Source organism: Saccharothrix sp. NRRL B-16348, assembly GCF_001280085.1.
In the GTDB taxonomy this organism is placed as follows: Bacteria; Actinomycetota; Actinomycetes; order Mycobacteriales; family Pseudonocardiaceae; genus Actinosynnema.
This window is the reverse complement of the sequence record NZ_LGED01000232.1, coordinates 87344-98990: the sequence shown is the minus strand read 5'-3', so window position 1 is coordinate 98990 and position 11647 is coordinate 87344. Positions and strand designations below refer to the sequence as shown.

Here is an 11647-nt window from a genome sequence, read left to right as displayed (position 1 = left end):
GCCCCCACCTTGACCAACGGTCCGGCTGATGTCAACATTCGACATTATGCAGCTGCGCAAGGCCGACCGGCGGGGCCTCGCGGACGAGGCCGCCGACCGGATCCGGGACGCGATCTTCGCCGGCGTCTTCCCGCCCGGCTCGCCGGTGCGCGAGGTGGAACTGGCCGCGTCGCTGGACGTCAGCCGCGGCTCGGTGCGCGAGGGCCTCGCCGCGCTGGAACGCGAAGGCCTGGTGCGCAGCGCCTGGCACCGCGGCACCAGGGTCATCGACCTGACCGCGAAGGACGCCGAAGAGGTGTACTCGGTCCGCGCCGCGCTGGAAGGGCTGGCCGGACGCGGCGCCATCGGCCGCGTCGACCTGGCCGCGCTCGGACGGCTCGTGGACGCCATGGCGGACCGGCTGGCCGAGGGCGCGCCGAGCGACGAACTGCTCGCGCTGGACATGGAGTTCCACGACACGATCTACCGCGCCGCGGACAACCGCCGGCTGCTCGAAGCGTGGCACGCGGTGCGGTCGCAGGTGCACCTGTTCCAGCTCACCCGGATCCGGCTCGGCTACCACGGCTACCGCGCCGTGGTCGTGGACGAGCACCGCGAGATCGTCCGGCTCCTCGACGCCGGTGACGCCGCCGAGGTCACCCGCTTCGCCGAGGAGCACGTCCAGTCGGCGAAGCGGGTGCTCGTGGGTCAGCTCGACGACTCGACGATCGAGACCTCGGGGTAGCGCGCCGACGGCCGGTCCAGCAGCGGCTGCGGCTCACCGCGCAGGTGCAGGTCGAAGAACGCCCGCACGTACGCGCGGGTGATCGCCGCGCCGCGCTCCCAGCCCACCTCGCCGAAGTCCAGGCCCAACTGCCCGGCCACCACGCCGAGGTCGGTGAACGACGGGTGCTCCATGCCCGCCACCACCAGCCACCGCTTCCACCCGGTCAGCGACGGCCAGTGCTCCTGCCAGGTGTCGGCCGAGCCACCGGGCGCGCCGGGCTCGTAGGCGTTCTGCCGACCCAGGAGCATGACCGGGCGCGACAGCTCCGGTTCCGTCCCGAGCGTGATGATCGAGCCGTCGACGTCGATCGCGGCGCGGATGCGCTGGTCGGCCCGTGCCGCGACGAGGCTGCTCACGCCGCCGACGGAGTGGCCGCCCATGGCGATCCGCGAGGCGTCGACCAGGTTCGCGCCGGGCCGGTGGCGCAGCGGCCCGGTCAGCTGGTCCAGCACGAACGACACGTCCGCCGCCCGGCCCTCCCCGAGCTTCACCCAGAACGGGATGTCGTACTTGCCGCAGGCCGCGCACGGCGCGACCCGACCGTCCGGGAACGTGGTGGCGACGTTCTCGTAGGTGTGGTCGACCACGACGACGACGTAACCGTGGCTCGCCAGGTCCTCCGCCAACGAGGTGAGGGTGGCGCGCGGTCGCTTGAACCCCGGCGACAGCACGACCAGCGGCAGGCCGTGCCGGCGACCGGCCGGTCGCGCGTCCACGACGGCATTGGTCCGGACCGTGCTCAGCACGTCCGGCGGCACGGTGGTGATGCCCGCCTCTTCGAGCACCGCGGCCGACTCGGCGAGCGTCATGAACTGCTTCTTCGGGCCGCGCGCCGACGCCGCCGGGTAGAAGAGGGAGACCATCAGCTCCCGGTCGGTCGTCGGCACCCAGGGATCGAGGCGCGAGGTGTCCGTCAGGTGCAGCGACGTCGTGCCCACCGGGTGCCTGCCGGTCGGCGCGGGCAGGTACGGCGTCGCGTCGGACGGCTCGGGCTCGGACGCCGACGCGGGCGTGGCGGACAGGACGAGGGTCAGTGCGATCAGGAACGTGAGGCCGCGCATGGGTCTTCCTCTCACGTCGGGCATCAGCCGACGAAGGTGACTTCAGGTCAGGACAGGTGGCGCAGCCGGCGGAAGCAGAACCACGTCACCAGCGCCGACAACGCGAGGAACACCGCCAGCTCGACCCACTGCGCCGGCCAGAACCGGCTCGCCGGCTGGTAGGCGAGGTGCTGCCGGTAGCCGAGGTAGGACAGCCGGGCGAAGCACTCGCGCATCCGGTCGAGGTCCGCCAGGGTGGGTGGTTCCGTCCCCTCGGCAGGCATGCAGTCGCCCACCGCGGCGGGCAGCGGGCGCACCACGGCGCCGTTCGCGTCGACGGTCTCGTTCGCCAGCACCCAAGAGCCCGCGGGTTCCAACACCCGCAACGACTGGGGCACGTAGCCGTTCGGGCTCTCTTCCGTCTGGACGCCCGCGATGCTCCGGGCGGTGAGCGTCACGGACTCCTCGACCGGCGGCAGCACGTGCGGCCGCACCGCGAACGGGACCGCCAGCTGCACGGCGGCGTACACGACGAGCGTCACCGCCATCGCGGTCACCGTGCGGCGCAACAGGATCGCCACCGCGATGCCGAGCACGAACGCGAACGCGGCGTAGCCGATGGGCGCGATGCCCCGTGCGACGAACACCAGCGGCGTGATGCGGGGCTCGAAGCTCCGCTCGGTTTCGAGGGCCGCCGCCGAGTCGATGGGATCGGCCCACCAGGTGACGACGAGGCTGAGCACGCCGGCCGCGACCATGGCGGCCGGCACGCCGACGCCGAGCTTGACCGCGAGCCACCGGGAGCGGGTGACGCTCTGGTTCCACACCAGGTTGTGCGTGCCGGTCTCCAGCTCGCGGGTGATCATGGGCACGCCCCAGAACACGCCGAGGACGGCCGGCAGCAGCTGCACCGCCAGCAGGCTGCCGAGGTACGGGAACTCCTGGTCGCCGAAGCCTCCCCGGACCGGGCGGCTGACCGCCAGCCCCACCCCGATCAGCGCGAGCGCCGCGTACACCGACACCACCGGGAAGCGCAGCTGCCGCCACGTCAACCACGTCATCGGACGACCCCCAGGTTCGGGCGCTCGACGCCGGGATTGGTCAGGTAGGCCAGGATCAGGTCCTCCAGGTCGAGTTCGCCGACGTCCCAGGAGGGGTCGAGGATCGGCGCCTCCGTGCGCACCAGCACGGTCGTCTGGCGGTCGGTGTGGCGCACCGAGACGACCCGCTGGTCCGCGGGCAGGGTGTCGACGTCCCGGCGCGGCCCGGTCAGCCTGCGGTGCGTGGCGAGCAGGTCGTCGACGTCGCCGGTGAGCCGGATCCGGGAGTCCACCAGCACGATGAGGTGGTCGCAGACGCGTTCCAGGTCGGCGATCAGGTGCGAGGACATCACCACGCTCAGCCCGTGCTCGGCCACGGCTTCCATGAGGTCTTGCAGGAACTCCCGGCGCGCCAGCGGGTCCAGCGAGGCGACCGGTTCGTCCAGCAGCAGCAGTTCGGGCCGTTTCGCGATGCCGAGGGTGAGCGCGAGCTGGGCGCGCTGCCCGCCGGACAGCTTGCCCGCGGCCTGCGCCGGGTCGAGCCCGATCCGCGCGATCCGCTCGTGCGCCAGCTCGTCGTCCCAGCCGGGGTTGAGACGCGCGCCGAGGCGCAGGTGCTCCTCGACGGTCAGGTTCGCGTAGACCGGGGTGTTCTGCGCGACGAAGCCGACCTTCGCCAGCTGGGCCGGACCGCTGCCCGGCACGCCGCCGCACACCTCGATCGTGCCGCTCGACGGTTCGAGCATGCCCGCGGCGAGGCCGAGCAACGTGGACTTGCCCGCGCCGTTCGGGCCGACGAGCCCGGTCACGTGCCCGGCCGGGACGTCCAGCGTGCACCCGGTCAACGCCCAGCGCCGCTTGTACTTCTTGCCCAGCCCCTGGGCGCGCAGCACGGTCACGCTATGTCCTCCTTGGCCGCGGCGCGAAACGTGGTGAGGAACAACGCCTCGATGCTCTCCTCGTCCAGACCGGCGCGGCGGGCCTTGGCGAGCCAGCGCCGCAGGTCCTGGCGCAGCGGGGCGAGCGCGGCGAGCGAGGTGCCGGACAGCGTGCCCGTCACGAAGGTGCCCACCCCGGGCCGGGCGGCGACCAGGCCGTCGTGCTCGAGCTCGCGGTAGGCCTTGAGCACCGTGTTCGGGTTGATCGCGAGGTCGGCCACCACGTCCTTCACCTTCGGCAGCTGGTCGCCTTCGCTCAGCAGGCCGAGCCGCAACGCGTGCCGCACCTGTCGGACCAGTTGCTGGTACGGCGACAGCCCCGACTTGCCGTCCAGGTGGAACTCGATCACGACTACCTCCATTTAACTAGCTACCTAGCACTATAGGCACATGGGAGGGCCGCGTCGAGTCGGGGCGCTGCGGACAGGGGTCGGCGGGGCCGGGTGGTCACCCGGCCCCGCCGTTCGGTCGAGGATCAGTGCGACGGCGCTAGAAGCGCGCTCCCACGTCCGCGCCGTTGCTCGGGCGCAGGAAGGTGGAGGACGGGATCGAGCCGTCGGCGGTGCGCGGACCCGTGATCGTGCCCGGGTTCGTGCTCGCGAACGACCACGAGCCGCCGATGTCCCACGAGTTGCCGCTGCCGCTGGAGTTCGAGCCCAGCGAGACGTTCGAGCCGTTGGCCGCCGCCAGGTTCTTGGTCAGCGTGCTGTCGGAGCGGTCGAACTGGAACCCGGTCTTCGGGTTGTCCCACGCGGTGCTGCGCTCGATCCGGTGCTGGCCGGGGTTGTTGTTGTCGACGAAGCCGCCCGCCGCGTTGTCCCACGTCATCGTGTTGCGCACGGTGTGGTTGGCGGCGACGCCGTTGCCGCCGAGCTTGAACCCGTTGCCGTCGCCGGTGAAGTCGGGCAGGTTCCAGCGGTTGAAGCCGTTGCCCCACGCCAGGCTGTTCTCCAGCAGGATCGGCGAGGAGAACATCCAGTAGTCGAGGCCGTCGTCGGAGTTGTTCCACAGGCGGGCGCCGCGCACGACGTTGCCGGAGCCGGAGCCCTCCTTGATGGCCAGGCCGTCGGCGCTCTCGCCGTTCTTGCGCGGGTCGCGGTTGCCGTAGGCGTCCAGGTTGAGGATCTGGTTGTTGCTCGACGAGCCCTGGAGGTGCAGGCCGGACTCGTAGTTGTCGCGCGTGACGAGCCGGTCGAAGACGGAGTTGTTGGTGTCCAGGCCGAACACGCCGTACGGGCCGTGGACGATCTCCAGGCCGATCAGCCGCCAGTGGTCGCCCTCGATGTGCACGGCGCCGCGTTCCGGGCGCGGGATGCTGGAGCCGACGGCGCCCGGCGTGTGCGGCATGTTCTCGCCGTCGATCACCACGTGCTCGCCGTTGTGGTTGCGCAACGTGATCGGCTGGCTCGCGGTGCCGTTCTTGAGCAGCTGGATGTTGGTGCTCGGCGCGTACGTGCCGCCGCGGACGTGGATCGTGTAGCCCGGCTGGGCCAGGTCGACGCCGCGCTGGATGGTGCGCAGCGGCGCGGCCAGGGTGCCGGGGTTGCTGTCGTTGCCGTCGGTGGCCACGTACAGCGAGTCGGCGGGCGGCGGCGTGCCGTCCTGGGTGAAGTCCAGGTAGTCGACGTTCGGCAGGCCCGACGAGGTGGTGGGGCTGAGCCGGATCGTGGTGGCGCCCGACGGCACCGTGACGGACAGGGTCTTCGAGACCCACGTCGACCACGCGCCGGTCGCCTCGAACGACACCGACTGCACCGTGGAGCCGTTGACCACGAGGTCGGCGGTCCGGGCGGACGTGCCGCCGTTGGCGAACCGGACCAGGACCGTCGCGGCGCCCGCGGCTTGCGCGGTGACGGTGAACTGGGCGGAGGCGCCGACGGCGTTGTCCGCGTTGCAGAAGCCCGTGCCCGAGTAGCCGGACCAGTTGCTGTCGATCGTGCCCGCGCACACCGCGGGCGCGCTTTCGGCCTCGTGGTGCGTGGTCGCGGCGGTCGCCATGGCGCCCGGTAATGCGAGTGCCGCGACCACTGCGGTGGCGACGACAAAGGGGTTAAACCTCATTGTTTCTCCCTTGGTATGACGCAGAGCGGCCCAAGTTCACGCTTCTGAACTGCGGAAACTCGTTCTGGGAGCGGTCCCAGGCACGTTAACGCACACCTTTGGAAGCACGCAATGTCTCGCCCGGAGGAATCTGCGGATTCACAATTATGAACAAATTGCGACAACCGCGACGGGTCGGCCGCGGGCACGAATGCGGTCCCCGCACGGCACCGGCCCCGCGCCCTCAGCCTGGTTGGCTGTGGACGCGGGGCCGGTGGGACTACCGCGGTCAGGCGCTAGTGCGGGGCGTCTTCCGCCTTGCCCGCCTTGATCATGAACGAACCGGCCACCGCGACCAGCGACAGGATCGCCGCCAGCAGGATCGCGGCGTGCATGCCGCCCATCTCCGCGCCGAGCTTCGCCTCACCGGCCGTGGCCAGGTCGGCGGCACGGGCGCTCATCACGCTGACCAGCAACGCCACGCCCGCCGCGGCGGCGAGCTGCTGGGTCGTGCTGAAGATCGCGCTGCCGTGCGAGTAGAGCCGGGCGGGCAGGGCGCCGAGGCCGGACGAGAACAGCGGCGTGAACGAGAACGCCAGGCCCAGGCTCAGCACGAGGTGGAACGTCAGCACGAGCGGCGTGGGCGTGCCCTCGTCGAACGTCGTGGCGAACCACAGCGAGCCGCTGGTGGCGACCGTGCCGACGATGAGCAGGACGCGCGGCCCCACCCGGTCGTAGAGGCGGCCGACGAACGGCGACAGCAGCCCCATCAGCAGACCGCCCGGCAGCAGCAGGAGGCCGGTGGCGAGCGGGTCGAGCGCCAGCACGTTCTGGGTGTAGATCGGCAGGATCGTGACGACGCCGAGCAGCAGGCCCATCATCACCATCATCAGCGCGCTGGCCAGCGTGAACGTGCGGAACGCGAACGTGCGCAGGTCCAGCAGCGCCCGTTCGTGCTTCTGCAGCTGCACCTGGCGCAGCACGAACGCCGTGATGCCCAGCACGCCCACCGCGAGCGACGCCCACAGCGTGGCCGACGACCCGCCGCCGCTGTGCCCGATGCTCGACAGGCCGTAGACCAGGCCGCCGAAGCCGAACACCGACAGCACGACCGACAGGATGTCGATCGGCGCGCTGCTCGCCTCGCCGATGCGCGTCACCCAGCGCAGACCGAGCACCAGCACGGTCACCGAGATCGGCAGCACGACCCAGAACATCGCGCGCCAGCTGAACAGGTCCAGCACGACGCCCGACACCGTCGGCCCGATGGCGGGCGCGACGGAGATGACGATGGAGATGTTGCCCATCACCGCGCCGCGGCGGGCGGGCGGCACGAGCGTCATGACGGTCGTCATGAGCAGCGGCAGCATGATCGCCGTGCCGCAGGCCTGCACGACGCGCGCGGCGAGGAGCACTTCGAAGCCGGGCGCCAGCGCGGCGAGCAACGTGCCCGCGCTGAACAGGCCCATCGCCACGCCGTAGAGCACGCGCGTCGACACGCGTTGGATGAGGTAGCCGGTGATCGGGATGACCACCGACATGGTGAGCAGGAAGCCCGCCGTCAGCCACTGGCCGACGGCGGCGGTCACGTTGAGCTCGGTCAGCAGCACGGGCAGTGCGACACCCATGATGGTCTCGTTCAGGATGACCACGAACGTGGCCACCAGCAGCACCCCGATGACGGCGCGGTCAGCGCGGGTGAGCGCGGGCGGCGACGTCACGGCGTCGGACACACCTGCGGAAGTCATGCGTGGATCCCCCAGAGGAAAGACGGGCGCGACAAAGAGGCAACGGCGCCCCGAACGCACTAACCCTACCTCCGAGGATCCCGACGCCAACTCACTTTTTCCGTCAGCGAACCTCCCGCGCGCCCCTGAGCGTCGGCTCAGACCAGGTGCTCGACCGCGACGCCGCCCCAGTGCTCCGCCAGGTACTCCGCGACCAGCCGGCGGTGGCACTGGTGGGGCTTGTCCTCGCTGCAGAGCAGGACGGCGTTGTCGATCGAGTCGCGGGCGACGGCGTCCTCGACGCCGCGGTGCCGCATCAGCTCCAGGAACCGGCTCGCGTAGGCCGGCCAACCGATGCCCTGCTTCTTGTAGTCGTCGAGCATGGCTTGCGTGGGCGCCAGCTCGGTCCGGTGGACGTAGGACATGCCGCAGAGCTCGCGGAGGAAGTACTTCAAGTCGTCCCGCTTGGCGAAACCGGCCAATTGCGAGACGTTGTTCAGCCGCACGTCCACGAGCCCCACCGCACCCGAACCGCGCAGCAGTCCGAAGAACCTCTCCGCGGTCTTCTTGGTGAACCCGATGGTGTAGATGGTCATACTTCCGCCGCCCCGTCGTCGCGAAGCTCTTCGTTGACGTACGCGATCCGCGCCTCTTGACGACTCAGCGCCTCGACGAGCCGCTCCGCCCTCGTGCGGAACAGGTCTTCCTCGAGCAACCCGAACATGGCCATGAGGCGTTCCATCGCCTCGGCGTGACTCTCGACCCTGCCGTCGCCGTGGATGTGGTCGACCGCGACGCCGTGCCCGGCGAGCACTCGTGCCACGAGAATCGTCCGGTGGCAATCCAGCGGTTCACCCTCGGTGCACATGACCGCGATCCGTTCGACCCGCGCGCCTTTCAAGAGCCGTTCGACCCCACCGACGAATTCCGGCGTCTTGGCCAGCAGGTCGTACTGGACCCGGCCGTCGACGTAACAACTCAGATCTTCGGTGCGCGCTCCGAGTTCCTTGCCCAGGAAGGCGTATTTGATGCCGGCGTCCTGCAGGCCGCGCTCGATCGAGCCGCGGTTGAACTGCGGCGTGAAGCGGCTGAGCGGCACGGAGCGCACGTCGGCGACGGCCGTGACCTTGTGCCGGCGGAGCAGCCGCACCAGGTTCGCGAGGTCGTGCACGGAGTGCCCGATCGTCAGCACGGAACCGGGCGTCATCGCCTGCCACCGGACTCCGCGACCGGCCGCTCGACCACGGCGGCCACCACCTTGAAGAAGTTGTCCCGGAACGCCTCGGTGAGGCTCACCGTCAGGAACGACTCGCCCAGCCGGTATTTTCCGAGCCCTTTGGCCCGGAATCTCTCTTCATACACCGGATCGGTCACTTTCAGTGCGTACGCCGAGCCCGCGTAACGAAACCTCGCCTTGACCTCCGACGACTTGACGGAGAGCGGATGGGCGCGGCTCACCTCTATGGTCACCTCGGCGACTCGGATCAAGGTGATCGAGTCTACCACCAGCGGTTCCTGTTCGACCGGCACGCGGTCATTCAAGCCGGTGGACGTGTCGTAGCCGTCGACCCATAACATGTCGGGAGTTTCCTCGAAGTCGCATAACTCGTGCCACGCGATCCGGCCGACGCGCCGCCAGCGGATCGTCGGGTCGAGCAGCCAGTTCTCGCGATGGATGCCGAAAGGCCGAGCCCCGACGAGTGACACGGAGACGACGTCCAGCACTTGCGGTTCCACCCCGCCGCCGTATTGCCGCTCCGCAGGAGACACCTCGTGACCCGGCCGACCACTGACCGGGCGGATCCATTGTGGACCGTCACGCCCGATCGCGATGCCCGCGACACACCGACCCAGGTGTTTGCGGGAATTGGCTAAGCACACCATCAGCTTGGTCACCGCCACGCGCACCCCTCCGGAACCGCCTATCAGCTCTCGCCGATGCTAGCGCAGGAGGACTATGGGGAATTCGGTTACGGCATACCGGAATCGGATGTCGAGTAATGCTCAGCCCGTCACGCGCGAGAGGAAGGCGGTGAGCTTGGCCGTGGTCCGGTCGGCCAGTTCCGCCACGGTGAGCGACTCGTGCAGGCGCGCGCCGGGGCCGGCGTCCTTCTTGCCCCGCAGGTAGAGCGAGCACGCCAGGTCGGCGCACAGGTAGGCGCCGACGGAGTTGCCCTGCTGGCCGTCGCGGCCCGCCTTGCGCGCCGTCATCAGCGAGACGCCGCCGCCCGGGTGTGTGGTCAGGCACAGCGAGCACATGGTGCGCCGCGGCTGACCGGCGTGCGGGGAGGCGAGGCGCAGGGCCACGCCCACCAGACCGTCACCGGAGGGCGCCACCAGGTAGGCGCGCTGCGGTGACGCGGGATCGCGCCAGCCGAGGAAGTCCAGGTCGTCCCACGGCCGCGCGGACAGGTCACCCGGCACGGACAGGCGCTTGGCCTCGCCCTTGGTGCAGTTGACGAACGACGCGCGGATCTCGCGCTCGGTTACGGGTTCCATGCCCCCAAGCTACGTCAGCTAGGCGACAGGGACAAATGTATAAGTGATAGCCTAGAGCCTCTAGGTTCCGGGAGGACGACATGGCACGCGCGGGGCTGACCGTCGAACGCGTGGTCCAGGCGGCGGCGGAGTTGGCGGACGAGGTCGGCTTCGACAACCTGACCGTCTCGGCGCTCGCACGCCGGTTCGGCGTCAAGGACGCGAGCCTGTACTCGCACCTCAAGAACGCCCAGGACCTGCGGGAACGGGTGGCGGTGCTGGCGCTGGCCGAGCTCGCCGACCGCGCTGCCTCCGCCCTGGCCGGGCGCGCGGGCAAGGACGCCTTGGTCGCCTTCGCCAACGCCTACCGCGACTACGCCAAGGAGCACCCCGGCCGGTACGCCGCCATGCAGGTCGACCTGACGCCGGAGATCGCGGCCACGAGCCGGGCCGACCGGCACTCGGAGATGACCCGCGCCATCCTGCGCGGCTACCACCTGCCCGAGCCGGACGAGACCGACGCCGTGCGCCTGCTCCACAGCACGGTGCACGGCTACACGGCCCTCGAAGCGGCGGGCGGCTTCCGGCACCACCCGCGCGACACCGAGGCGTCCTGGTCGAAGACCCTCGACGCGCTCCACGCCCTCCTCGGCAACTGGCCGTCCTGACGCGCCGTTCGAACGCCACCGCCAGTCTCGTCCCATGTGGACGGACCGGCCCGGGTGTCAGCGCGACAGCTTCCGCCAGGCCTCCAGCCCTTGCAGGGTGAAGATGTCGTCCAAGGTGGCGATGTCCGACTCGACCCCGGCGGTGTGGCCGGCGCGGACGATCTCGCCGAAGGTGTGGCGCAGGGCGAGGACCTGCGCCCTCAGCCCCTGGTTGGCGTAGATGACGATCGCGGCGCCGGCGCGGTGCGCGTCCTCGGCGTGCCACGCCGGGTACGTCGTCGGCACCACCGCCACGGGGACGTCGCGCGCCCAGCGCGCGAGGAACGCCGCGACCTCGACCTCGGTGCTCTGCTTGGAGTGCACGAGCACGGCGTCGGCCCCCGCGTCGGCGTAGGTGTGGCAGCGCCGCAGTGCCTCCTCCAGCCCGAGACCCGCGATGAACGCCTCCGTCCTGGCGATCACCAGGAAGTCCTCGCCGCGCTGCGCCTGCTTCGCCACCGCGATCCGCCGCCCGAAGACCTCGGCGTCGACCAGGCGCTGACCCTCGCCGACGAAGCTGTTCATCTTGGGGAACAACTTGTCCTCGACGCAGACCGCGGTGATCCCGGACGCCTCGTACTCGTGCACCAGGTGCGCGAAGTTCAGCTCGTTGCCGAAGCCCGAGTCGCAGTCGGCCACGACGGGGACGCCCACGGCCCGCTGCATGTGCACGGCGGCCTCCAAGTAGTCGGTCATCGTCAGCAGGCTCGCGTCCGGCAGGCACCGGGCCGCCGAGACCTCGAAGCTGGACGACCACACCGCGTGGAAACCGGCCCTCTCGGCCAGCACCGCGCCGAGCGCGTTGTGCGCGCCGGCGACCTTCACGAGTCCGCCGCGCGCCAGGACGTCGCGGAAGGACGGGTGCAACCCTCGGATCACTCGGCGCTCCTCGTCGTGCGGGCCGGAACCGG

At 70.5% G+C, this 11647-nt stretch carries 13 protein-coding genes; 2 read left to right on the top strand and 11 right to left on the bottom strand.

Annotated features, from left to right (window positions below):
- Positions 1-28: 28 nt before the first annotated feature.
- Positions 29-724 (top strand): GntR family transcriptional regulator, encoded by a 696-nt coding sequence (locus ADK67_RS35980; protein WP_053721027.1) that lies wholly within the window; start codon positions 29-31, stop codon positions 722-724.
- On the opposite strand, the gene ADK67_RS35975 is transcribed toward ADK67_RS35980, so the two are convergent.
- The 10 genes from ADK67_RS35975 to ADK67_RS35930 all read right to left on the bottom strand — a co-directional run bounded on the left by ADK67_RS35975 (position 688) and on the right by ADK67_RS35930 (position 10050).
- Positions 688-1827: an alpha/beta hydrolase family protein gene (locus ADK67_RS35975; RefSeq protein WP_053721026.1), complete on the bottom strand. Its 1140-nt coding sequence runs from the start codon at positions 1825-1827 to the stop codon at positions 688-690. The two genes, ADK67_RS35980 and ADK67_RS35975, sit on opposite strands and share 37 nt — an antisense overlap.
- A gap of 47 nt (positions 1828-1874) precedes the next feature.
- The gene (locus ADK67_RS35970) at positions 1875-2867 is read right to left on the bottom strand and encodes an ABC transporter permease subunit (RefSeq protein ID WP_053721025.1); all 993 of its coding nucleotides are present in this window, start codon (positions 2865-2867) and stop codon (positions 1875-1877) included.
- The gene (locus tag ADK67_RS35965) at positions 2864-3745 is read right to left on the bottom strand and encodes an ABC transporter ATP-binding protein (protein WP_053721024.1); all 882 of its coding nucleotides are present in this window, start codon (positions 3743-3745) and stop codon (positions 2864-2866) included. Before ADK67_RS35965 ends, ADK67_RS35970 begins: the two co-directional genes overlap by 4 nt.
- The gene (locus ADK67_RS35960; protein WP_053721023.1) at positions 3742-4134 is read right to left on the bottom strand and encodes a GntR family transcriptional regulator; all 393 of its coding nucleotides are present in this window, start codon (positions 4132-4134) and stop codon (positions 3742-3744) included. The genes ADK67_RS35965 and ADK67_RS35960 overlap by 4 nt, the downstream gene beginning before the upstream one ends.
- Positions 4135-4273: 139 nt before the next feature.
- On the bottom strand, positions 4274-5782 hold the full coding sequence (locus ADK67_RS35955) for a right-handed parallel beta-helix repeat-containing protein (protein WP_082404292.1): 1509 nt from the start codon (positions 5780-5782) through the stop codon (positions 4274-4276).
- A gap of 338 nt (positions 5783-6120) precedes the next feature.
- Positions 6121-7572, bottom strand: a complete 1452-nt coding sequence (locus tag ADK67_RS35950; RefSeq protein ID WP_053721022.1) for a DHA2 family efflux MFS transporter permease subunit — start codon at positions 7570-7572, stop codon at positions 6121-6123.
- 137 nt (positions 7573-7709) lie between these two features.
- Positions 7710-8147: a DUF488 domain-containing protein gene (locus tag ADK67_RS35945; RefSeq protein WP_053721021.1), complete on the bottom strand. Its 438-nt coding sequence runs from the start codon at positions 8145-8147 to the stop codon at positions 7710-7712.
- On the bottom strand, positions 8144-8743 hold the full coding sequence (locus ADK67_RS35940) for a DUF488 domain-containing protein (protein ID WP_231648510.1): 600 nt from the start codon (positions 8741-8743) through the stop codon (positions 8144-8146). Before ADK67_RS35940 ends, ADK67_RS35945 begins: the two co-directional genes overlap by 4 nt.
- A gap of 11 nt (positions 8744-8754) precedes the next feature.
- A complete protein-coding gene (locus ADK67_RS35935; protein WP_053721113.1) occupies positions 8755-9453 on the bottom strand; it encodes a dual OB domain-containing protein in 699 nt (232 codons plus the stop codon).
- Between the two features lie 102 nt (positions 9454-9555).
- Entirely contained in the window at positions 9556-10050 is a 495-nt protein-coding gene (locus tag ADK67_RS35930; RefSeq protein ID WP_053721019.1) for an FBP domain-containing protein, read from the bottom strand.
- A gap of 80 nt (positions 10051-10130) precedes the next feature.
- On the opposite strand from ADK67_RS35930, the gene ADK67_RS35925 reads away from it, so the two are divergent.
- Complete coding sequence (locus ADK67_RS35925) at positions 10131-10697, top strand: TetR/AcrR family transcriptional regulator (RefSeq protein WP_053721018.1); 567 nt, start codon at positions 10131-10133, stop codon at positions 10695-10697.
- Between the two features lie 57 nt (positions 10698-10754).
- On the opposite strand, the gene ADK67_RS35920 is transcribed toward ADK67_RS35925, so the two are convergent.
- Positions 10755-11615 carry an isocitrate lyase/phosphoenolpyruvate mutase family protein gene (locus tag ADK67_RS35920; RefSeq protein ID WP_053721017.1) on the bottom strand — a complete coding sequence of 287 codons (861 nt, stop codon included), beginning with the start codon at positions 11613-11615 and terminating at the stop codon, positions 10755-10757.
- Positions 11616-11647: the final 32 nt, after the last annotated feature.